This is a genomic window from Listeria grandensis (genome assembly GCF_014322885.1).
GTDB lineage: Bacteria > Bacillota > Bacilli > Lactobacillales > Listeriaceae > Listeria_A > Listeria_A grandensis.
Genome location: NZ_JAASUG010000006.1, coordinates 117939 through 141043 on the forward strand (window position 1 = coordinate 117939; position 23105 = coordinate 141043).

The following is a 23105-nucleotide window of genomic DNA, read 5'->3' on the forward strand; positions in this document are numbered from 1 at the left end:
GTAAAGAAAAGAGAGTCTGAGTATGCCTACACATTTGCTTCTCAGACTCTCTTTATTCAGCTTTCTTGCAATGCGACTAAAACTTGATTGGCAATTTTTTCAGCGGAGAAGCCAAAATCTTCGGCAAGCTCTGCACCTGGACCAGATTTTCCGAATGTATCAATCGAAATGATCTTACCTTTGTCCCCAACGTATTTGTGCCAACCTTGGGATGAAGCCATCTCGATCGCTATCCGGTGTGTGATTTCGCTTGGGAGTATGGCCTCTTGGTAGTCTGCGGATTGGCGTTCAAATAGTTCCCAACTCGGCATACTAATAACACGGGCACCGATTTGTTCTGTCGCTAAGCGTTCGCGTACTTCCATTGCTAGGGAAACTTCTGAACCAGTTGCAATTAGGAGCATATCTGTCGTATCGGTTGGTGATTCGGCAAGGATGTAGGCTCCTTTTTCGACGTCTGTCGCAGCTTTTGTGTCGGTCGTTGGCAGTATTGGTAACGCTTGACGGCTGAGCACGAGCATCACTGGGTTTTCTTGTTGTGTTAGCGCGTATTTGTAGCTGGCAACCGTTTCATTCGCATCTGCTGGCCTTAAAACGACGAGGTTTGGCATCGCCCGGAATGAGGCTAAGTGCTCGATTGGCTCGTGTGTTGGACCATCTTCTCCAACCATGATCGAATCGTGCGTCATCACGTATGTTACTGGAAGATTCATGAGAGCAGCCGATCGAATCGCGCTCCTTGAGTAGTCTGAGAATACAAAAAAAGTTGCGCCATATGGCTTGATTCCACCGTGTAAAGCCATTCCATTCAAAATGCCACCCATCGCAAATTCGCGGACGCCAAACCAGATATTTTTGCCTTCATAGTGATTGGCGAGGAAGTCATCGCTGTTTTTAATCATCGTTTTGTTGGAAGATGACAGATCTGCCGAACCGCCAAATAGACTTGGTAACTGAGGCGCTAGCTCGTTTAAAAGCGTACCGGAAACGTCTCTTGTTGCTATCGGGGCATCGTTTGTCGTGTATGTCGGTAAAACGAGTGCTTGATCCGCGGTTTCTTGATTGTCGATAAGGCGTTGCAGTTTCTCAGCTTCTTCTGGGTAGTCGTTTCTGTATTTGTTGAACGCTTGGAGCCACTTCGATTCGCGATGATTTCCTTTGGATAAATAGTAGTCTTTTTGATAGCCGACTGTTTTTGGTAATTCGAATGGTTCTAATTCCCAGCCGTAGTTTTTCTTGATTTGAGCGATTTCTGCTTTGCCCAGTGGTGCGCCGTGTGCTGCGGCTGTGCCTGCCTTGCTTGGGCTTCCATCGCCAATTATAGTTTTAATCTCAATCAAAGTCGGCTTGTTAGTCTCGGCTTTTGCTAGGAGAATGGCGCTGTTGATCGCCTCGACGTCATTTCCATCAGGGACGCGCAAGGTTTGCCAGCCTGCTGAGCGAAATCGCAAATCTATATCTTCGGAAAAACTCTGCGCAAGATTGCCGTCTAGGGAAATATCGTTGGAATCATAGAGCACGATGAGTTTTCCGAGTTGCAGATGGCCAGCGAGCGAGCTTGCTTCATAGGAAATGCCCTCCATCAAGCAACCGTCGCCGCACAAGACGTACGTGTGGTGATCGATAACTTCGTGGGATTCCTTGTTGAATATCGCGGCAAGATGCGCTTCTGACATGGCCATTCCGACACCCATCGCGATACCTTGACCAAGTGGACCCGTTGTTGCGTCGACGCCAGGCGTGTGGCCAAATTCCGGATGACCTGGCGTGGCGCTGTCTTTTTGACGGAAGTTGCGCAGGTCTTCTTTGCTCACATCGTAGCCAAAAACGTGAAGCAGGCTGTACAGTAGCGCGGAGCCATGACCAGCGGACAAAATAAAGCGGTCACGGTTGAACCAGCTCGGATGCGCCGGATTAAATTTTAAATGATTTTTCCATAATGTAAAGGCCATTGGTGCCGCGCCCATCGGTAAGCCTGGGTGTCCTGAGTTCGCTTGTTCGACCATGTCCATTGATAGTACGCGTAACGTTTTTATCATTTGTTGATCCATGAGTGACATATGCGTCCTCCTTCTATTGAATGGTGTAGCCGCCGTCGATCACTAGATTTTCACCGGTGATTAGGTTCGCGGCGTCGCTTGCTAAAAATAACGCTGAGGCTGCGACCTCTTCTGGATAGCCAAAACGGCCAATCGGAATCTGTTTTTTCATCGCTTCGCCGACTTCTCCGGCCCATGCTTTTTTGCCGAGTTCTGTCAGGATAACGGTTGGCGAGATGGCGTTCACATTGATTTTATGCGGCGCCCATTCCATCGCCAAAACTTGTGTCATCGAGACGATCGCGGCTTTACTTGCACAGTACGCCACGTGTTTATCCAGCGCGACAACCGAAGCTTGGGAGGCAATATTGACGATTTTCCCGCCGCGGCCTTGTTTGATCATCACATTTCCCGCTGCTTGCGCGATGAGGAAGGATGCTTTTAGATTCAGCTCCATCGTCTTGTCCCAGTAGGACTCAGGAAGATCCGCTGCTTTTTCGAGAAGGGCAATACCTGCTGAATTCACCACGATATCGACACGACCGAATTGCTCTAAGACGGTTGCCATCACACGTTCTACGTTTTCTTTTTTCGTAATGTCGGCTTGGATGCCGAGCGTTCGTGCACCGCCAATGTGTTGCGCGATTTCGGCTACATCTGCCTTAATATCCACGAGTACGACCCGCGCGCCTTTTTCGAAAAACAGCTCCACGATCGCCCGGCCAATCCCACTTGCACCGCCAGTTACGACCGCTACTTGATCTGTTAATGCAAAATTTTTATCGAACATGTTCGTCACTCCTCGATTTGATTTTTAGTCCAATACGCTTTCTGGTAAACTCACGAGAAAATTCGTCAAAATAAGATAGGCTGATGTTGCGCCTGGATCTTGATTGCCAAGGGAACGATCGCCAAGTCTGCTAGAGCGACCACGTTTAGATAGCAAATCGACAGTCGAAATCATGCCTGCTTCTGCTGCAACCACTGCCACGCGGAATGCTTCTTCAAAGTTGCCAGATTCGGCAAATGCGCCTTCTAATGCGATCCGCGCTGGTTCCAGCGTGTCAATCATCGTTTTATCGCCAACTTCGGCCTGACCGCGTTCTTTCACACCGCCCATAAATGCCAACCAAAAAGCCGTCAAATCTGCGTCGCTAAGCATTTCTTTGCCCTTAATCGCCTTCGCCCCGCGCAAAAATCCCGTGGCGTAAAGCGGACCAACCGAAGATCCGACGGCTTCTAGGAAGGTTTTCCCCGCCAGAACCGCTAATTTTGAACAATCTAATTCGTCCTGTTGTGCCAACTCTTTCTTGATCGCCTGCCAACCAATCGACATCGTCACGCCATGATCCCCGTCGCCTAATTTTCGATCGAGTTCGCATAAATAATCTTTTTCCCGTTCCATCGTTTCTGTTACGATATTCAAAAAATCGCGAAAATTCTTCGCACTATACATACTCATCACGCCTCCTTATTTCTGCACATACATCGGGCAATCAGCTGGGTAATCGATGCATTCCTTTAGCTCCGCGTCCAATTTTATCAGCGTCACCGAACTGCCGCCCATCTCAAGTGACGTGCTGTAATCTCCAATAAATGACCGGTAAATACGAATACCACGCTCGCTCAAAAGTTGCTCCACACGCCGGAACATAATCAGCAGTTCCATTCGCGTCGTTGAGCCCAATCCATTGATTAGCACCGCAACTTCTTCTCCCGTCTCGATCGGCATATCTTCCAAAATAGCTGCAACGAGACGGTCTACCACTTTGTCCGCTGTCTCCAATTTATCTTTTTCGATACCGGGTTCGCCGTGATGGCCCAATCCGATTTCCATTTCATCTTCTGCGAGCGTGAAACTCGGCTTCCCAGTTTGCGGTAACGAACACGGTGACAAGCCTACCCCCATCGTCCGCGTCACGTCATTCGCATGGTTCGCAAGCCGCGTCACACCAGCCAAATCATGGCCCAGCGCCGACGCTACACTCGCCACTTTTGTCACGAAAAATTCACCCGCGATGCCGCGCCGTTTTGCCATCTCCGTTTTAGGAGCCGAAGCGACGTCATCCGTCACGACCACAGACGCCACCTCAATATCATGCTCCAAATCAGCCATCTCCGCGGCCATCCCGAAGTTCATAATATCCCCAGCATAATTCCCGTAAACATACACCACGCCTTTCCCCTGATCAATCGCCTCTGTCACGGCCACAATCGGACCCGGCGGCGGCGATGCGAAAATGTTCCCGACCGCCACACCATCCGCCATTCCCGCGCCAACGTAACCCATGAAAGCTGGCTCATGTCCCGAACCACCGCCAATCAAAACGCCGACCTTATCCGCATCCAGCGTCTGACGCACTAGCGCACGCGGATTTCCCAGTTGCTTCACATATTGCGGAAACGCCTTCACGTAGCCATCGATCATTTCCTCTACCACATGATCCGCATCATTGATTAACTTCTTCATCCTTCCACACTCCCCGTCTTCAAATAGGCTCTCTCCTGATCTGAAATTTGATCAATTTTCCGTTTCGACTGGCCGCCTGCAAACGCTACATCCAGATACGCGTCCACAATTTTCTTCGCCAATTCCAGCCCGATTACTTTTGCGCCGAGCGTTATAATTTGCGCGTCATTGCTCAGCTGGGCGCGCTCCGCCGAATACACATCGTGGCACTGCGCCGAACGGATACCCGGTACCTTATTCGCCGCAATCGACATACCGATTCCCGTTCCACAAACCAAGATGCCACGCTCAACTGTACCCGCCTGAATCGCCGTCCCCACTTGAAACGCGATATCCGGATAATCCACCTCATTCTCCGAGAAACAGCCAAAATCAATGACCTCATTCCCCGAATCCTCGATGTGCCGTCGCAGCGCCTCCTTCATTCCAAAAGCATTATGATCCGCACCAATTCCAATTTTCATTTTCCAACACTCCAATGCATTTAATCCACCGAACCAGCCGGCACTACTAAATTCTGATTTTTCGGCAAGGTCACAAATTTCATCAAGAAGGCGCTAAAAACGTAAAGTCCCGCGAACACCCAAATGACACCGACCGTACCCAAACTCCCGATAAAAATCCCCACGACAGCAGGCCCTAAAAACGTGCTCAGCCCTGCGCCTAAATTTAAAATCGACATCGCCGCACCCTTATTTTCAGGGGCAAGCGTTGGCATAATCGCCGAAAGTGGCACGTAAGCCGCCAAGCAAGCGCCGAAGCAACCCGCGATCAGCATCGTCAGCAAGAAGTTCGCGCCAGACCAAAGCGGTACGTAATAAAACAACACCGTAAACGTCGCGCAACCCATGCCGCCGAACCACATCACTGTATTCCGCCAGCCGAGCCGATCACTAATCACACCAAACAATAAGTTGAAAATAATATTCACCGACCAAAGGCACGCATAGATTTGTAGCCATTCCCCACGTGTAAAACCAATTTCCATGAAGAATAATGGCATAAACACCGTGAAACCGTACGCCGCCGATGTATTAATCGTCCGAACAATACCGCCCATCCCGATTTTCGGTTTTTCAAAAGCAATCGTGATTCCTTTCAATAAATAAGCCATCGTTGGCCGTTCGTCAGTCCCTTTTTTCGCTGCTTTTTCACGGTTCAAGAAAATCGCGATTGTCGCACCGATAACAACGAAGACTAGCGCACTCCACAGCGTTACCATTTCGCCCAAGTAAGGCAACGCAATGCTTGAGTAGAGCGCCCCCAACACATTCAGCCCACCGCTATAGCAAAACCAGAAAATTCCGACCGCTGAACCTAGTTTTTCCGTAGGCGCCTCATACGCCACCCAAACGAGGAACGAATAGGCAAATAACGGATAGCCAAACCCGCGAAGAGCATACGTCGGTATCATGACGTATAAATTATGACTTGGTAACCCAACAGAGATAAAAAACACCGAACCGATAATAAAAATAATTACACCAGCCGTCATTACTCGCTGCGCCCCAAACATTTCCGATAAAACACCGGAAAGCCAAGCCGCAAGCGCCGCCGCAATCCCATAAACGCTAAACAATAATGCCGACTGCTGAATCGAAAGTCCACCACTGACTAAGAACGGCGACAACCAGCCCTGCTCTAAGCCTTCACCCATCATGAAGACGACAAGTCCCGCGTACCCCATCATTAATTTCGGCGGCAAACCGATTCTGTTTGTTAAACTTTTCATGTCACGTTCCCCTTTCGATTATAGGTTTGGATTTAATACGACCTTCAGCGACTCCGCCCCACTTCTCACCAAGTCAAAACCAGCCTTAAAATCCTCGAGCGGCAATGTATGCGTAACGACGCCTTCTGTAGGTAAATCCCCATTTTGAATGCCTTCAATCACGAGCGGATAGCAATACGGACCCAAATGCGAACCAAGAACGTCGAGCTCCTTCCTATCACTAATAATACTCCAATCCACCGTCACCGGTTCCTTAAATACTGAAAACTCCACAAAAGTCCCAAGCTTACGAATCAGCGTCAAGCCTTGTTCCACCGACTTTTGCGCACCCGTCGCCTCAATGTAAATATCGCAACCATAGCCATCCGTCAAATCCTTAATAATCGTGATGACATCATCCTTAGCCGGGTTCAGCACCATATCCGCACCAAACTTCTTCGCAAGCTCCAACCGATCCTCAAACAAATCCAGCACAATCAATTTCTGCGGACCAGACTTCTTAATCGCGCCGATCATGCCAAGCCCAAGTGTCCCCGCCCCAGCCAGCACCACGACATCACCCAACTTAATATTCGCGCGTTGCACCGCATGGAACGAACACGCATAAGGCTCAATCAGAATCGCTTTTTCAATCGGCAAATCCTCCGGAACCAAATAATTTATCGCTTCTTTCGTAAATTTCATATATTCCGCCATGCCACCGTTTACATTCTTCTGGAAACCGTATAAATCATGTTTTTCACACATCCAATACTGACCGCGCTTACAAAAACGACAATCCCAACACGGCACAATCTGCTCCGAAATAACACGATTACCGAGCTCAAACTGCGTCACTTGGTCCCCATAACCAACGACGTGCCCAATAAACTCATGCCCTGGAATCATCGGTGCCTTTATGTATGCAGGTTGCTTCTCGTCACCCCAAAAACTAGGAGCCCCGTCAAAAGCCTTCAAATCCCCTGCACAAATTCCGCACGATTCCACCTTCACCAAAATTTCGTGAGGCCCAATCTCAGGAACAGCGACTTCCTCCAAACGATAATCACCAGGGGCATACGCAACAATAGCTTTCATTTTTTGAGGGATATCTTTGCCTAATACAACATTACCAGAACTCTTTTGACACATAAGAACATCTCCTTCTTTTTTAGTAAAGCGCTTTCTTGATTACCTCCCCATTATATTTTTATTTACTAACTTTGTCAATCATTTATTTTCGTTTATTTTCGTTTATTTTCAAATTTTGAAGATACTAATAAAAAATACAGACAAAAAAAGCCGAAACAATTATCGATTTTCAAGTCGATATCATGTTTCAGCTATCTAAATTTTCTATTTTTAAAGCACATTCATCAGCCAAATAATGAAGAACACGATGGAAAATGTTGCTGTTCCCCAAACAATCTTAGGATACTTCCAAACCAATTGTCCATTTGATCCCTGCTGCTGTTCCCGATACGTCTCTACATCCAAGCTAGCCGTCCCGGCCGTCACAATATTAACGACAATCGGCGCTTGATTACGCGTATCTATTTTTTCACGCAAAGGAAAGTGATATTCCTCACCACGAATCGTGAAATTCAGCTCGCACGCCGTTGAATTCGAGGCAGAAAGATACAAACTCCGCTTCTCTCCAACTTGAAAATCATTTCCCTGCTCACGCTGATCCCCACTTACCAAATATGTATCGAAAAGCGTATGCCTTGTCTTATTTTCTATTTTTATCTCATGAGCAACGGCCGACCCAGTAAACAAATGCGTCAAATTAGACATGCCTTCAACCCCTTCAATAGTTTACCCTTTCTTATTCTCGTAAGATTTGCCACCATGATGCGGACATCTCATTTGATATCGAATGAATAATCCCAACCAAGACATAACTTCCCGACATAGCACGATAGCTGTTACGACTAACTCCCGCAAGGCTCCACATAAACTCCCCCACATAAGCATTACCTCTCTTTATTTTTAGTGCTTTCTATAACAAAAGAGTCCAAAGCAAGTTCACTATATAACATAGAAAACTACCTGAACCCTTTTCATGAAACCCTATCACATTCATCTCAAAAATTAGTGATTTTATCTTTATTTAACAAATAAGACCCAAATATAGCATTTTTATTTACTTAAGTGCTAGCCGAAGTAAGTGTGTATGTTATATAATGGATTTAAGTCTTATTTTTCACTCAAATTTTTATTTAAGCTAATTTAATTCCACATAAACTAATTTCCAGCTAAATCATTGATCAATTACCCAAATCAGTGGATCTATCATGTGTATTCACCCCTTCTGTTGTTTAACCATTACAGGTTAATAATATAGCTATTCTATATAGTATTGTTGTTTTTGTTCCTTATTTCCATCAATTCACAATAAAAATTGGAGGCGTTATCATGAATTTTGGAGCAACCATTAAGAAAATTAGAAAAGATAAAAACCTCACACAGAAAGAGTTATCAGATGGCATACTTACACGCTCACATCTTTCTCAAATTGAAACTAATAATTATTTTCCATCCTACGATAAATTTTTCTTACTCCTTGATAGATTGAATGTTGTTTTTGAAGAATTCCTTTTTATTCAAAACGATCAAAAGATGCATTTCAAACAGCAAATACGCTCAAAGATTAGTGAAGCTGCAAACTTGAATGACACAGAAAAACTTAAAAATTTAGCTATTACAGCGAAAGATTTGCACGAAAAAACAGAAGATATTACGTATTATCATTATATGTTAATTTGTAAAGCATTGATTTCATATAATATGACCCACACGGTTAACGATGAGATGATCCAATTTGTGAATCCTATCAAGGAATATTTATTCAAGATGGATAACTGGTATTTGTATGAATTAAAATTATTTAATAATATTATCTACTCCTTAACGGTAGAAGAAGCTTTGTTATTTTCTCGTACTTCCTTGAAACGCTTGGATAACTTTCAATATTTTATGGAATTCCAACATACAGAACAGCACATTTATTTGAATTTATCTACACTTTGCATGGAATATGAAGATTTTGATGCTGCTAAGAATTTTGCGGAAACAGCAATTGAAAAAGCAAAGAAGTATACTCTTGTCTACGAGAAAGTTTGTTCAGAAATGAATCATGCGATTGCCTGTATCAAACTTGGGCAAGATTTACAAGCATATGAAACCATAAGGAAAAATATGCTTATCATCAATTATTTAGATTTTAATAGCTTACATTCACATTTTTCAAAGTTTCTGGAGAAGTTTAAAATTGAAGTGGAAATTTAAACCGGCTCCCTTTATGCCCTTCTTAGCCACAAATTAAAAACGATAATCGCTAAGCTTTTTCATGCTAGCGATTATCGTTTCTATTTACATACTTCCTAATCAAATCATCTACATAATGTGTCTAAATAGTATTGGAATTTGGAATGTTTCTCCACTATAAAAATATCTAAGGACTTTTCTAAACAATAGAAATAATACATACCCTATCATGCACCCTACAAAGTTGAATAGAATATCATCTACATCAAAAATTCTATACATATACCCAACGATGCGCCAATAATAAACTGGCTAGATTCGATTAATAACGTAAACAAAAAGCTTGCTATGACCATTTTTGACCATGATGCTTTTGTTAGAGATGGAAGGCCAACCCCAAAGGGAATCGTCATGCATATGTTCAAAATATATGTCTTAATATCTATAGTAGCGAAAGGAATCAGTGATAGTCCCTCCCTTATAGAGTTCCCTTGACCGGTCATACCTTCTGTTGCATAAATAGGAAATTGTGTTAAATTAACCACCCCTGCGAGATAGATATAAAAAACAGTAAAGTATATCATAAACACCCAATTTTTATTCAAAAAGAACTTAAATGCAATAGCGCATAGATGACTAACTTAAATATCCACGCAAAAAACAGAAGCTCGAACTCATGATTTTTTAAGAGTCCTAGCTTCTATTTCTAGTGTTGCTATTTCACCCAAACATAACCATACGGCGGCAAGTCACATTTACCATCGCTGATTTGTTCACCTGTGAGTATATTTTTCGTGCCCGCAGTTTCAATCGTAATCGCCTGATCGCTAACGTTTGTATAGCAGTAAACATCGCCTCTTTTCAGCGCGAAAATACGGCTATCACTCGGAAGCACTTCTTGCGGCTGGTAAGGATTGAACGAGGTTTCTTCTTGACGAACTTGCGCCAGTTTCTTTAATCCTATAAAAATGGCTTGGCGGTATGGGTTCATTTCGAGTTCGTTTTGTAATGTCGCTAAATCGAGTTTTTCGCGGTTGATTCGTCTTGGGATTCCGGATGTTTCGGCGGCTTTTTTGTCGTTTCTTGAGCCGAATAAGGAATGGTAATAAACCGCTGGAACGCCCATGACGGAGAATAGGATGTGATGGGCGGCGAGCATTTTTTGAATCGCTCGTTCGTCGGATTCGCCGGTGTTGCGTAGCGCATCACTGTAATTGATATTGAGTTCGTAGATGGATTTGCTACCATCTGGATTGTTTTTATAGGAAATTTGACCGCCGTTTTGCAGGACTTTTTCGGCTAGCTTTTCGCGGTCGTTGTCGGTTAGAATGCCTTCTGTTGGGCGCATGCCGATACCATCATGGGACGCGAGGAAGTTGAAATAGGTTGCGTTTTTTCCCACCCTCGTGATGGTTTTTGCCCAATTGCTCAGATGAGTCGCGTCGTGGGTCGTGAAGGCGTGCAACGTGAGTGGTGGCAACGGGAATTGGTAGACTTGATGGGCTTCGTTGTTGCCATCGCCAAAATAACTGATATTTTCTTTGTGCGGCACATTGGTTTCTGTGATGATTTGTGTGTTGGGCGCGAAATAGTCTGTGAGCAGGCGCCAAATTTGGATAACGGTATGGGTTTGCGGTAAATGAATGCAAGTCGTGCCAGATTCTTTCCAGAGAAAACCGATGGCGTCTAGTCGAATGGATGTGGCGCCGCGCGTGATGTACGTAAGTAGCGTTTCGGTTAGGCGGATGAACATCGCTGGGTCTTGGATATTGACGTCAACTTGGTCTTTGCTGAACGTGGACCAGACTTGTTTTTCAGATGTTCCATACGTGTGGAAAAGTGGGCTGGTTCTCGGGCGGACAACGTTTGTAGCGTCAAAACCTGACTCTTTTTCCACAAAAGCGTGTTCAAATCCTGGTTTTTCTTGCAAGAATTGTTGGAACCAGTCGCTTGATTCGGACATATGGTTCGCAACGAAATCGTACATGAGTCGATAATTCCCTGCAAGGTCGTCAATGTCAGACCAGTCGCCGAGTTCTGGGGCAATTTGCAGGTAATCTGTCACGGAAAAACCGTCGTCGGATGTGTAGGGAAACATTGGGAGTAAATGGACGTCCGTGATGATATCGGCAACGGTTTCGTCAAGCATCGTGTGCAAGGCTTGTAGCGGCTTTTGGCCTGGTGACTGAATGCTGTCGCCGTATGTGATTAGGTACATATTTTTTTCATTAAGCGCGGCGGATTGCGAAATCGTTTGTTGTTCTTGCGCATCGATGAGTTTTGCTAAACGATTCTTGATATCAGTGCGTTTTGGTTCGTCAAAAAGTGTGGCTAAGTGATCGTTTAGTTGCTTATTTAAATCGGATCGTTTCATCATTTTAAAGCTCCTTATATTTTATTGTCAAATGGCTTTGTGGTACTATTTCAGCTAGTTCATTTATCGGTAATTCGGCCATGTTTACGGCGATGCCTGCATGATTTGCTTTGATGCTGATTGGCTCATCCGTTGGGTTGAAAGCGCGTAATATGATGCCATCACCGTCTTCTGCTTGTTTCAACGTGCTGAAAAAGGCATTTTCGCTAATTGTGAGTAGGCTTGCAGATGTTGGTAAACCGTGCATTGCTTCTGGTTGTGGCAGTTCGAAACGTTCCACTCGTTCTTCAAAACTATTCAGCGTTTGAAGGTGATAGCTGAGTTGATGTGTGCGAACGCGTTCGGTTGCGTGGAACCAATCGGCAGTCGTGAAGCTTGCGGTGAAGCGATAATGGTAGCTGAATTCTAGGTCGCCGAGCATCTGCGCATCTGGTGTTTCCACGACTTTATTGTTGATACCGGAGGCACGGCCGGGACGCCAAGCGATATTGTCTTTGCCGAGCAATCCGACACTCCGGAAAAGCGTGAGGGCAAAGTAATCCGTGGTCGCCTCGTATTCTTTCAAACCTTGTGTCAGAACGCCAATCGCGCCTTTACTACTAAGACTTACCGCAAAATTTTCAAGCGGATAAATCGGGACTGGCGCTTCGGCAAAACGGCTTTCGCGCCAATTCGCAAAATGAGGATTCAGGTTGGCGCGCTTGATAGCAGTGAACGCTTGGTCGGCGTAACTTGCCTCGCTATTTGGCGCTTCGAACCTGACGCGGATGCGATGATTTTTCGTTTTATTCGTAAGGCGATGCTTAATGCCAAGCGTGTCTTCGCCTTTTTTGAGTGTGAAAGTCGTCTCGATTTCTGTGCCTTCGCCGCGCGTTAATGTATGGCGAATCGTCATTTCTGAAACGAGATCAGATTGCTTCACCGCGATGCATTCCGCCGTGCTCGCCAGTTCCGCAATGTCCCCTGCGAGCGGAGAAAAATCATACGAATCACCGTCATCGGCTACGTCTTCAAATAGCATGAAATTGGAGAGTTGCTCGCCAAATTTGGTCGTTAATTGTAATTTTCCTGCTACCACTTCGATGGTATAAAAGTCGTTCGCAATTTTAGTAGCATCGGTTGGCATTACTAAGTTTACAGCGCCCTCGATGATTTGCAAAACCTGATAACTAAGCGGTTCCATCGCGATTTCGGCACTTACAACCGTGCGATAATAGCCTGGAATTTCGACTTCTTGCTCCCCGTCCGCCGTCACGACAACCTTTTTCCCGCCAGAAATGTAGTCTTGAGACAAGATCGTTTGCGGTACAACAACGCCTGACACATCCGCCAAACACACCGTTTTTCCTTTCGTGAAAATGACCGTCTCGACTTGTTTTGTCATCGCTTTTGGCAGTAAGTGAAAAACAAGAACGGCTCCCAGCTCATATTCCGTCCCAATTCCGCGCGCGATTTGCTTTTTCAAAACGTTGATAAGGCTATCACAAATACGCTCAGCCTGCTCCAAACGGTGTATAATCGAGCGGTTCGTCTCGTCCGAATTACAACCACCGATAGAATCGTGCGCGTGGACATCAAATAACAGTTTAAAAACCTTATCCAGCCAGCGTTTCGGATACGGCGCGCCATACTTATTCGCCATCACCGCCAGCGGTTCCAGTTGATGATAGATTTTATCCTCGATTCGGCTATTCGCGAGTTTAATATCCACACGCTGCGACCGAATCGTATTATGAATCCGCGACTTCTGCGATGCGAGTAGTTCTCCCTCAATCACCGTCTCGAATTCCGCGTTCTCCCACGCCGCATCCATAAACGTCTCATAATCCGATAACACAAAGCGATAATCCGATTGTTGCGCATTCAACGCCCGCACGGTCTTCGGAAAATGTTCCCGCACCAACACCTGATCACCGCCCGCCGGAAGCAACATGTGCGGCGTCGATGCATTCATCCCCCGCAACGTATCCAAAATCGGCGTCAACGTCCCTGCTACATAATCCACATCCGTCGCCAAAAACTTCCCCGGCCCGTAGCCAAAATACATATAGTTCGTTTTCGCCATCACGCCATCCGGAGCTACCCAGCGAAAATTCAAATCCGTCGCGACATCTTCCGTGTACAGACCACGTTGCAAAATCGCGTATTCCATCCCAAAAGACTGAAAGATAGACGGCAAATACGCATTTTGTCCAAATATATCTGGCAAATAACCAATTTTCATGCTATGTCCCATTTCTGCCGCCGCGCGCGATCCGTACAATAAATTCCGAATCATCGACTCTTTATGCACAAGTAACGTGTCCGTCTGCGTATACCAAGGCCCGACAAAAAGCCGTTTTTGCGTAATAAGTTCCTGCAATTGTTCCTTTTTCTCCGGTAAAATCGCGAGAAAATCCTCGATTACCGACATCTGCGCGTCAAATACGAATGACTTGTACGCCTCATCCCGCTCCAAAACATCCATCAAATGACGCAAATTCTCGATCAGCATCACGTTCGAATCCTCTATTGTAAAATACCATTCACGATCCCAATGCGCATGCGGCACCACGTGAACTATTTTTTCTTCGTTTGTCATTTTTAAAACCTCACAATCTCTATAAAAACGGATTGGGACCCCAAATTGCTGAGTCCCAACATGTCTATTTAATAATCAATTTTTTCGCCATTGCGTTCTTTCCGTTTAATAATCGCGTACCGAATGAAAATATTACCGAACGCAATAATCGCGACGCCGACTAGTAGGCCGACAAGATACGCTGGCAAATTCTCAACAAGCGGCCACCCCCAGATAGCTGGAAGTGGTAGCCACTGTACCGCGCCAAGTGCTACACCTGTACATGCGCCAGCGATTGCACCGATTAGATTCAGCGGGATCGTGATCAGCGGGTTGCGAAGCATGAACGGAATCGCGCCTTCTGAAATCGCTAAAAACCCGAGCAAGAATGACGTATTTCCGAGCAAACGCAAATCTTGTGAAAAGACGCGGCGTCCAACGACGAAACGGTCAATAATCGTCGCCAAACCGATGCCTAGCGGTGGAATAACAATCGCCAACACACGCGGTGTCAACGGGAAAATACCATCCGCTGACAAGCCAATCGCAATCGCACCCGCCGCTTTATTCACCGGACCACCAAGATCAAATGCGGTTGCAGCAGCAATCATCGCCGAAAGACTAAGCGTCCCTGACGTACTCATACTCGCAATCGTGTCCGCAATCCATTTATTAAGATGCCCGAATACCGGATCAATAACATATAAATTCAAGATAAAAATAACCAAAACACTGATTCCCGGCACGATTAGCATTGGCTTCATCGCCACCAGATTTTTTGATAATTTAACACGTTGATTCAAGAATTTTGCAACGTAACCTGCTGTTAGACCTAAGATAAGCGCGCCTAGGAAACCGCTTGGAATACCGCCTTCAACTCCCCAGAACGTATAATGCAAGCCGCCTGCGAACAAACCACCCGCAAAACCGGCAATCAAGCCAACTCGGTCAGCAATCGCATACGCCACAAACATCCCAAACACAGGATAAATGAACTTGAAGAGCATATTGCCAAAACCATCAAGGTAATGTAAAAACTCTTGTAACCCGCCAACATTATTGTATGTCGGATCGCCAATCATGCCGATATCAAGACCAAGCGCGTAAACCCACGTCAGCTTCGCGATACCCAGCATCAAGCCTGCCGCAACGATGAGTGGAATCATGTAAGAAATTCCAGTCATGATAGCTGCCGTTACATCTGCACCAACTTTTTTCCAGCCAGTTTTTTGATTTTTGCTTGCAACAACGCCCTCCGATTCTGCGCTCGCCGTCACTGTACCATCTGGGTCTGACAGCGTCCGAATCAGGATTTCCTTCGCGTGTCGCAACGGATCAGCAACTTTGACTTTGACGTAATTTTTGCCGACAAAGCGTTCTTTCTCCTTCACTTTCGTATCCACGGCGAACAAAATCGCGTCTGCTTTTGCAATCGCTGCCGCGTCGTGTGTATCTTCCATCCCGTTCGCGCCCTGCTTTTCGACACGAACATCGATTCCTAACTCTTTACCTGCCTGTTCCAACGCTTCTGCGGCCATGTACGTGTGGGCAATACCCGTCGCGCAAGCCGTGATTGCCAACACCGATTTCCCAGCATAGGCTGAATCACCAGCCACGATTTCTGTCACCACTTCATCACCAAGCGCTGCAAAAAGGGCCTCCTTACTAGGCGCCGCAAGCAATCCGTCCAAATACGATGCGTTCATCAAACGGCCACTAAGTTCCGCCAACAGTTTCAAATGCGTCGTGCCTGCTTCCTCGTCTGGAATCGCTAACAAAAATACTAGCGAAACCTGATTCGTCGGGTCCACAGACTCCCAAGCGTTCGCCGCTAACGGTGTTTTCAATTTTGCCACAGTGAAAACAGCTTTATTCACGACACTCGATTTGCCGTGTGGAATTGCTAAACCGCGCTCCATTCCAGTTGCCGAATGCGCCTCACGCTCTAAAACAGCCTGTTGAAACGCCGCTTTATCCGATATATAGCCTTCCTTGTCTAAATGATCCACTAAAAATGAGATTACTTCTTCCTTTGACGTAGCTTCGATGTCATAGAAAACTAAATTTTGCGTTGTCATCTCTTTTAAATTCATCGTCAATCCTCTTTTCTAAGTTCATGAATTCGCTTACAGAATACCTTTCGAAAGTATAATCGCAGTATAGCATAAAGTCGAAAGCCTTTTCATACAGAATCCGTATAATTGTACAGTGCACACTATTATTCTCTTTCCAATCGTGATAAAGTAGGAAATGAAGCGATTGGAGGTTTTTTGAAGTGGGAAAAGTAGCAGAACGTTTTGTCGAGGATATTACGAATTTGAGTGACTCGGAGAAATATGTTTTTTATTACGCGGATAATCATATCGAACAGGTGAAAGATATCACGCTAACCAACTTGGCCGAGATACTAAATACGTCTAACACCACGATTATCCGGATGTGCCACAAGCTTGGTTTGCAAGGCTTTTCAGAATTCAAATTTATTTTAGCCAGTTTCAGCAATCAAAAAAAGACTCGCGAAAACGGGAGTCTCAAAGAAGATTATTTGGCCCAGCTGACCCAGACCATTCATGCCATTGACCTTCCAAAAATGGATTATATCGCCACGAAAATTCTGAACGCGAACACCGTTATTGTGGTTTCTGTTGGTTTGACTAAAATGATCGGTGAATACATTGGGAAACGGCTGATTCAAGTGCAGAAGCCGACGATGTACGCCTATGAATCGCATATTATTGACCTTTTGCCGAGTTTTATTAAGCCGAACGATGTTATTCTGTTTGTATCGATGAGCGGCGACACGAAAACGCTAGTTCAGGCCGCGCAGAAACTGGAGTATAGCGGTTGTTTTATGTTCGCGATTACGAACCATGGGGATAGCGCGCTCTCACAGCTCATGGATACGAATCTGAGCAGCGATATCCCGACCGTTTCTTACGCTGGATATGATATTACATCGCGTTCTGGACTGATGATTCAAGCGGATATTTTGCTAGAAGTATACCTGAAAAAGATGTTAGAGCGCGATAAATGATGTTTTTACCCCTCTATCACACAACAATACGAACTCATTGGCAGCACCGTGTCCACCTGAATCAGATTCGCCTGCGTCAACAGCAACTCTTTAAACTTCGCCGGTAGCGCCTCTTGTTTCGCGATTTCCTCCGCGATATGGTTGACGACAAACGACGCCTCCCACCCCGCATCTTGCATTTCCGGCGTCCAAATATCACCTTCGCTCATCACCCGCCACCCTTGACTCTGCGCCATTTCCGAGATATCATCCGGCGTGATAAACGTCCGCACATTCGATTCGGTTTCTGACTTAAACGCCTCATATTGCGCCTGCACCAACACCGCCAACAAATGCGATTCCTGTCGCGGATCCGTAATCTGCGGGTTCCACTCCGCAAAACAAATCCGTTTCGCCCATTTTTTCACAACTTGGAGCATTTCAAGAAGTTCGGCTTTGGAACTGAAATACCAGGACGCATGCGAGATAACTGCGACGTCAAACGCTTGGTCTTCAAACGCCAAATCACCACGCAAAATATCCGTTTCCAGCTTAAATTCAATGCGCGATCCGAGCTCCGACTGCAACAAATAATACGTCGATTGAGCGAGTGTGAATGGCGCGCCGTAATCTGGTGAAGCGATGTCGACCGCATAAACAGAGCCAGTTTTGCCAACATGATAGGCTAATACTGCCGTCGTGTCGCCTTGCCCACAGCCGACCTCTAGTACCTTGTCACCCTCTTTTATTCCCCAGAATTCCGCAAGCTTGATGCGATGCCCTGTTTGTACTGTTTGAACCTCGTCCGACGCCGCATCCCGAAGCATGCACGCCACAATTTTTTCCGTTTTTGCCTTCATATGTAACATCCTTTCCAACTTTACTTTTTTCGCGTGATTCTTTACACCCTCTTTACAGAACCTCAAAACGAATCGGCATTTTGCTCGCTATAATAAGGCGTATGAGGAGGGGAAAAATTTGAATAAATTCGTAACTGTTACTGGTGTTGTCGTTGTTGGAAGCTCTTTACTGCTCGCCGGGTGTGGTCCTAGTGACCTGAACTCGTTCGCCGCCAAACAAACCCAAACACAGGTCAAGCCGGGTGGTCAAATTAAGCTGGACGGTGCCGTAAATATTCGTGATCTTGGTGGCTACAAAACGACCGATGGCAAAACGATTAAGTCCCACAAACTAATCCGTGCCGCCGAACTTGCCAATCTTTCCAAAAACGATATCAAAAAACTGACTTCCACATATGGTCTGGCTGAAATTATCGATTTTCGTACCGATTCCGAGGTGAAAGCGAAACCTGATCCTGTCATCAAAAACGTCGATTATATTCATGACTCGATTATGAAAGACAACGGTTCATCGACAAGCGCACAAGATATGATGACCAGCCTCGCGAAAATGGACAATCCCGAGCAATTTCTAATCGACGCCAATAAAAGTTTCGTCACCGACCAGCAATCGATCGATGGCTACAAACTTTTCTTTCAAGAGTTGCTAGACAATAAAGATGGCGCTGTCCTTTGGCATTGTACCGCGGGTAAAGATCGTACCGGTTTTGGGACAGCACTCGTACTCGCAGCGCTTGGCGTCGATCAAAAAACGATTATGAACGACTATCTGCTTTCCAATAAATATCGCGCGGCCGAAAATCAGAAAACCCTCGATGCCCTTGCAAAACAAACCGATAATCCAAAAATTCTGGCTGGCATGAAAGCTATTCTCGACGTCCGCCCATCTTATTTGAATGCTGCGTTTGATGAAATCAAGGCGCAATACGGCAACACCGACGCGTTCCTCAAAAAAGGACTCGGCTTAACGAATAAAGATATCAAAACACTCAGAAAAGCCTATCTTCAATAAATATAAAAATGTGATCAGTCTCCGCCGAATTTAGCGCGAATTGCTGATCACATTTTCGTTCGTTGTTATTCGATTTTGTCCCCGTAAAATTTCGCTTTTGCCTTACAAATTGGGCATTTTATCTTGTGTTTCTCATGTGCACATGATCCGTCTCCGTTTGACGTCATCATCCGATAAGCTTTTTTCAGTAGTGGAATCGCGATCACGATTCCGATCAGTGTCATCAGCGCTATAAAGCCAATGAAAATAAGCCCAGCCGCGATACCAATCATGAAAATTTTCTTCACCGTGTGTCCTAGATCAAAGCGTTCTTCCTCTTCCATGTTGAATCAGCTCCCTAGATAAAATTTCTTCCAATTTCAGCATAACACGTTACTTCTCAAAATCAAGTAAAAACTGGCCGAGTCCGCCGGTATCGTGATGCCCTGCGACATGATCCGCAATCGCCAACGTCTCTGGAATGCTGTTCTCCATCGCCACGCCCATTTTGGCAAGTTCGATCATGCCGATATCATTCTCATTATCGCCAAACGCAATCGTCGTCTCCAAATTAAGCCAGCCAGCTTCATCCAAATACGCGAGGCCATGCGATTTATCGATGCCAACATTCATAATATCAATCAGCGTCGTGCCAGAAGCCATCACAGAAAGCGGTAATTTCGCCAAAGCTTCGCGCACCGCCACACGTTTATCCGCATCATCCGAAAGCACCAGAACCTTCAGCGCAAACTCGCCGGAACGCTCGATTTCCCCAACAACATCCGCCGTCACAGTAAGCGGCACTTGCTCATTTTCAGGAAGTGTTTTATTCGCCTCGACAAACCCAGCAATTTTCCCCGTTACAGTAGGGCCAACAATTCGCTCCGTCGTATACACGTGATAATCCACGCCAAACCCGCGCACCAACTCAATCACCTGACCCAACAAATCATACGAAATATCGCTTTTCATCAAAATTTCATTCTTTCCAAAATCGCGAACAAGCGCACCGTTACAAGAAATAACCGGCATCGTGATCCCGAGCTCATGAATAAATGGCATAATCGCCAAATCCAAACGCCCAGTCGCCAGCACCAATTTCTTGCCGCGCTTCTGCCAATCCAGCAACACCTCTTTATTCAGCGGCTGAATCACCGCACCGCCCTTAGCCAGTAGCGTTCCGTCCATATCCGTTACAACCGTTTCCATTACAAAATCACCCTTCCAAACTTATCTAAAAGCGCCTCATCAGCGGACGCCATTACTACTCGAATTATAAAGGAGTTTTGGTGAGTTGTCACGGCTTGCGCTACAAAAAAACACAGCATAAAAATCACCGTCGCTTTACATACTATTCCCGTTTCTCTATCTCTTCAATTTCTGAAACTGACAGCACCTCCTGATTGGGGCTCTTTGCATGAGGAAATGATTCACCACTTATAATCAAAGCCCCTTCATAATGCTCATCATATACACCAGCATCAAAAGATAGTTTCCTATCCCCATTCACATATCCTTTAATATGCGGGATTCCTGTCGGATTAATATCCACCCCTGTAATTACAACAGAATCTATATTTTCATAGTTATACTTTAAATATTTTTCTACCCTTGGGCTTTCTTCCACGATCAATTTATCAACCGCTGCCTCTCTCGCTAATTTTCGCTCATCTATTTCTTTCTTCACAAAGATGAAACTGCCTACGATAATAAATAACCAGAATGCTACTAGCACTAGGAAAATAAATCTACTCGTTCTCATTCCTTGTCTCCCTGTTCATGCTCTTCAATCTCCGAAACAGACAAATCACTTTTCTGCCTCTCCTCCAGCCCATACGGAATACTCAAATCCCCTTCAAAATGATCTTTATGTACTGCTGCATTAAAATATAAATCTTTATCATTATTCACATAACCTTTGATATGTGGTATACCAGTTGGATGAATCTCTGCCCCAGTCACAGTTATCTGATTCACTCCTGTAAAATTATACTTGAAATATTTTTCAATACGCGGTTTTTCTGTAGCAATCAACTCTGCTAATTCATCTTCCGCTTTTTGATTTTCTTTTTCTTTCATAATGTATACTCCTCCTGTTATAATGAAAATAAATACCAGTAAGATACTAGAAACAATTAACCATTTTTTCATGTAATCACCCCACCATATCATAACATAAAGGGAGCAAAATGGAGATGAAAATAACAGAAGAAACTAATTTTTATTTAGCCGATGCTGTGTATGATAGTGAAGTACTAAGAAAATACAACGTACTAACACTGAAAGATATCGGTAAAACAAAATGGATTACAGTAAATTCGATAGATAATAAAAACGGCTTACAAGCAGCCGCTGTTGTCCCGCTTGGTGAATACAAAACATGGAAAGCAGGGTCTATCAAAGAGTTTAGCCATATGGTCTTCATGTCGAGAGGCTCTGAGGAAGGAGCTGACTGGAACCAGAACACCAAATTAGCAACTACATCCCCTGCAAAAAAAGACGATCAGTTTACAACCTACAATAATTTCGTAAACACCACACTATCCAAACACACAACCAAAAACTACAGCTTCACAGGCCACAGTCTCGGCGGCGCACTCGCTCAATACGAAGCTGTCAAACATACCAAACCCGCCATAACCTTCGCCGCTGCCCGTTCATTCAACAAACTAACACCCGACGAACAGGCAAAAGCAAAGGATGGCGCGTACTTCCATCTCATCAAAGATTTCCGACACCATGGCGATGTTGTAGGATTACTACCTCCCGATGCTTTCGTATTTTACCAACAATATTATTCCAAAAACGGCGCGGCCAGCGATCCACTAAATGCTCACTTAACAGAAGGTTTCCGCAACCAGTTCGGTAGCAATGGCGCCACGAAACTTGCCATTTCTCCTGATGAAATTAAAGCGCTTGCGAATCGAATGAAAGATGTAGCGGCAGACATTGATCGCATGGTTCGCCTCATTGAAGATTTTCGTCAAGCCGAAAGCGATGCAGTCCAGAAAATGGTGCGTAAATTCAACGATGCTACATATGGAGGTGAATACGATTTACTGAACGAAAACGATGTAGACGATGTGATGCACGACCTCGCTGTCAAAAAAACAGAAGGTGTCTACCGTTTCCACGACGAAGAAATTTTGCATGATTTACTTAATAAGTTGTTAGAACGGCAGTACCACCTGCAACAATTCGCAAATGAAATCGGCAATGCGGGGCACCAAATGCAGCAAACAGATATCCATCTCGGTCATGATTTAGACCGCACAATTGGCAGCTTAGTTGGCATTGCGGCCGGTAACGCGGTTAATTTTTTGAAATAAACAAATAGATAAAAACGGGGGAACAAAATGGATTTATTTCATGAAATTAGACAAATAGAAGTAGAGATTGCTAAGGCGATTCTAGCTGGTGCGGATGCAACGGTCGGCGCTTTAAAATCTCAAAAAACAGAATTCGAAAGGCAACTTCAACTCGCAGCTTTGAAACGTGATATACTACGTGATGCTAACAATTTAGCAGAAGATTCTGCTCACATCCTGCACGGTAAGGAAACAATGTTTGACGATTGGGGACGCGAACTTACCCGAATTCAAAGTCAACTCGGTATCTCCTTCGAAAGTAAAACTGGCGACGCGATTAGTTCACAATTACAAAATGAAATACGAAAGCTTTGCACAGATCGCGAAGAAGATTTCCAAGAACTCAAAAAAAGCTGCAAAATCAATTTTCACATATAATATATACGACAAAAAATCCTGATATATTTCCCAATTATATCAACTATTCCAAAGTAAATAAGCATATATCC

Annotated in this window: 23 protein-coding genes; 5 read left to right on the top strand and 18 right to left on the bottom strand. The window is 45.1% G+C overall.

The window, feature by feature from the left end:
* Positions 1 to 56 precede the first annotated feature (56 nt).
* From tkt to HCJ54_RS09690, 9 genes are all read right to left on the bottom strand, one after another.
* A complete protein-coding gene (gene tkt, locus HCJ54_RS09650) occupies positions 57 to 2060 on the bottom strand; it encodes a transketolase (protein WP_187137489.1) in 2004 nt (667 codons plus the stop codon).
* A gap of 13 nt (positions 2061 to 2073) precedes the next feature.
* Positions 2074 to 2829 carry an SDR family oxidoreductase gene (locus tag HCJ54_RS09655; RefSeq protein ID WP_187137490.1) on the bottom strand — a complete coding sequence of 252 codons (756 nt, stop codon included), beginning with the start codon at positions 2827 to 2829 and terminating at the stop codon, positions 2074 to 2076.
* A gap of 24 nt (positions 2830 to 2853) precedes the next feature.
* Complete coding sequence (gene dhaL, locus HCJ54_RS09660) at positions 2854 to 3501, bottom strand: dihydroxyacetone kinase subunit DhaL (protein WP_187137491.1); 648 nt, start codon at positions 3499 to 3501, stop codon at positions 2854 to 2856.
* 9 nt (positions 3502 to 3510) lie between these two features.
* Entirely contained in the window at positions 3511 to 4509 is a 999-nt protein-coding gene (locus HCJ54_RS09665) for a dihydroxyacetone kinase subunit DhaK (RefSeq protein ID WP_187137492.1), read from the bottom strand.
* A complete protein-coding gene (gene rpiB, locus HCJ54_RS09670) occupies positions 4506 to 4973 on the bottom strand; it encodes a ribose 5-phosphate isomerase B (protein WP_187137493.1) in 468 nt (155 codons plus the stop codon). The genes HCJ54_RS09665 and rpiB overlap by 4 nt, the downstream gene beginning before the upstream one ends.
* Positions 4974 to 4993: 20 nt before the next feature.
* Entirely contained in the window at positions 4994 to 6241 is a 1248-nt protein-coding gene (locus tag HCJ54_RS09675; RefSeq protein ID WP_222713007.1) for an MFS transporter, read from the bottom strand.
* A gap of 18 nt (positions 6242 to 6259) precedes the next feature.
* Positions 6260 to 7372 carry an MDR/zinc-dependent alcohol dehydrogenase-like family protein gene (locus HCJ54_RS09680; RefSeq protein ID WP_185409921.1) on the bottom strand — a complete coding sequence of 371 codons (1113 nt, stop codon included), beginning with the start codon at positions 7370 to 7372 and terminating at the stop codon, positions 6260 to 6262.
* Positions 7373 to 7582: 210 nt separating this feature from the next.
* The gene (locus HCJ54_RS09685) at positions 7583 to 8017 is read right to left on the bottom strand and encodes a hypothetical protein (protein ID WP_187137494.1); all 435 of its coding nucleotides are present in this window, start codon (positions 8015 to 8017) and stop codon (positions 7583 to 7585) included.
* A 31-nt stretch (positions 8018 to 8048) separates the two neighbouring features.
* Positions 8049 to 8189 carry a hypothetical protein gene (locus HCJ54_RS09690; protein WP_187137495.1) on the bottom strand — a complete coding sequence of 47 codons (141 nt, stop codon included), beginning with the start codon at positions 8187 to 8189 and terminating at the stop codon, positions 8049 to 8051.
* Positions 8190 to 8638: 449 nt separating this feature from the next.
* Between HCJ54_RS09690 and HCJ54_RS09695 the strand changes: the two genes are divergently transcribed.
* Positions 8639 to 9511, top strand: a complete 873-nt coding sequence (locus HCJ54_RS09695) for a helix-turn-helix domain-containing protein (RefSeq protein WP_187137496.1) — start codon at positions 8639 to 8641, stop codon at positions 9509 to 9511.
* Positions 9512 to 9750: 239 nt separating this feature from the next.
* Here HCJ54_RS09695 and HCJ54_RS15715 read toward each other — a convergent pair whose 3' ends face one another.
* The 4 genes from HCJ54_RS15715 to HCJ54_RS09715 all read right to left on the bottom strand — a co-directional run bounded on the left by HCJ54_RS15715 (position 9751) and on the right by HCJ54_RS09715 (position 16517).
* Complete coding sequence (locus tag HCJ54_RS15715) at positions 9751 to 10074, bottom strand: VanZ family protein (protein ID WP_425324804.1); 324 nt, start codon at positions 10072 to 10074, stop codon at positions 9751 to 9753.
* Positions 10075 to 10205: 131 nt separating this feature from the next.
* On the bottom strand, positions 10206 to 11864 hold the full coding sequence (locus HCJ54_RS09705; protein ID WP_187137560.1) for a sugar phosphorylase: 1659 nt from the start codon (positions 11862 to 11864) through the stop codon (positions 10206 to 10208).
* A 4-nt stretch (positions 11865 to 11868) separates the two neighbouring features.
* Positions 11869 to 14445: a glycoside hydrolase family 38 N-terminal domain-containing protein gene (locus HCJ54_RS09710; protein ID WP_187137498.1), complete on the bottom strand. Its 2577-nt coding sequence runs from the start codon at positions 14443 to 14445 to the stop codon at positions 11869 to 11871.
* A gap of 68 nt (positions 14446 to 14513) precedes the next feature.
* A complete protein-coding gene (locus HCJ54_RS09715) occupies positions 14514 to 16517 on the bottom strand; it encodes a fructose-specific PTS transporter subunit EIIC (protein WP_187137499.1) in 2004 nt (667 codons plus the stop codon).
* A 182-nt stretch (positions 16518 to 16699) separates the two neighbouring features.
* Here HCJ54_RS09715 and HCJ54_RS15625 point away from each other — a divergent pair, with 182 nt between their 5' ends.
* On the top strand, positions 16700 to 17458 hold the full coding sequence (locus HCJ54_RS15625) for an SIS domain-containing protein (protein ID WP_187137500.1): 759 nt from the start codon (positions 16700 to 16702) through the stop codon (positions 17456 to 17458).
* Positions 17459 to 17463: 5 nt separating this feature from the next.
* Here the strand turns inward: HCJ54_RS15625 and HCJ54_RS09725 are convergent, their stop codons facing one another.
* Complete coding sequence (locus HCJ54_RS09725; protein WP_187137501.1) at positions 17464 to 18297, bottom strand: class I SAM-dependent methyltransferase; 834 nt, start codon at positions 18295 to 18297, stop codon at positions 17464 to 17466.
* Positions 18298 to 18415: 118 nt separating this feature from the next.
* On the opposite strand from HCJ54_RS09725, the gene HCJ54_RS09730 reads away from it, so the two are divergent.
* Positions 18416 to 19309, top strand: coding sequence for a tyrosine-protein phosphatase (locus tag HCJ54_RS09730; RefSeq protein ID WP_187137502.1), 894 nt, complete (start codon positions 18416 to 18418; stop codon positions 19307 to 19309).
* 65 nt (positions 19310 to 19374) lie between these two features.
* On the opposite strand, the gene HCJ54_RS09735 is transcribed toward HCJ54_RS09730, so the two are convergent.
* From HCJ54_RS09735 to HCJ54_RS09750, 4 genes are all read right to left on the bottom strand, one after another.
* Positions 19375 to 19632: a hypothetical protein gene (locus tag HCJ54_RS09735; RefSeq protein ID WP_187137503.1), complete on the bottom strand. Its 258-nt coding sequence runs from the start codon at positions 19630 to 19632 to the stop codon at positions 19375 to 19377.
* A gap of 49 nt (positions 19633 to 19681) precedes the next feature.
* Complete coding sequence (locus tag HCJ54_RS09740) at positions 19682 to 20497, bottom strand: Cof-type HAD-IIB family hydrolase (protein WP_187137504.1); 816 nt, start codon at positions 20495 to 20497, stop codon at positions 19682 to 19684.
* 142 nt (positions 20498 to 20639) lie between these two features.
* Positions 20640 to 20975, bottom strand: coding sequence for a DUF1433 domain-containing protein (locus tag HCJ54_RS09745; protein ID WP_187137505.1), 336 nt, complete (start codon positions 20973 to 20975; stop codon positions 20640 to 20642).
* Positions 20976 to 21046: 71 nt separating this feature from the next.
* Positions 21047 to 21367 (bottom strand): DUF1433 domain-containing protein, encoded by a 321-nt coding sequence (locus HCJ54_RS09750; RefSeq protein ID WP_187137506.1) that lies wholly within the window; start codon positions 21365 to 21367, stop codon positions 21047 to 21049.
* Between the two features lie 116 nt (positions 21368 to 21483).
* On the opposite strand from HCJ54_RS09750, the gene HCJ54_RS09755 reads away from it, so the two are divergent.
* Together HCJ54_RS09755 and HCJ54_RS09760 are read left to right on the top strand one after the other, a co-directional pair.
* Positions 21484 to 22617 carry a Tle-like phospholipase domain-containing protein gene (locus HCJ54_RS09755; RefSeq protein WP_187137507.1) on the top strand — a complete coding sequence of 378 codons (1134 nt, stop codon included), beginning with the start codon at positions 21484 to 21486 and terminating at the stop codon, positions 22615 to 22617.
* Positions 22618 to 22644: 27 nt separating this feature from the next.
* Positions 22645 to 23034: a hypothetical protein gene (locus HCJ54_RS09760; RefSeq protein ID WP_187137508.1), complete on the top strand. Its 390-nt coding sequence runs from the start codon at positions 22645 to 22647 to the stop codon at positions 23032 to 23034.
* The last annotated feature ends 71 nt before the right edge of the window (positions 23035 to 23105 follow it).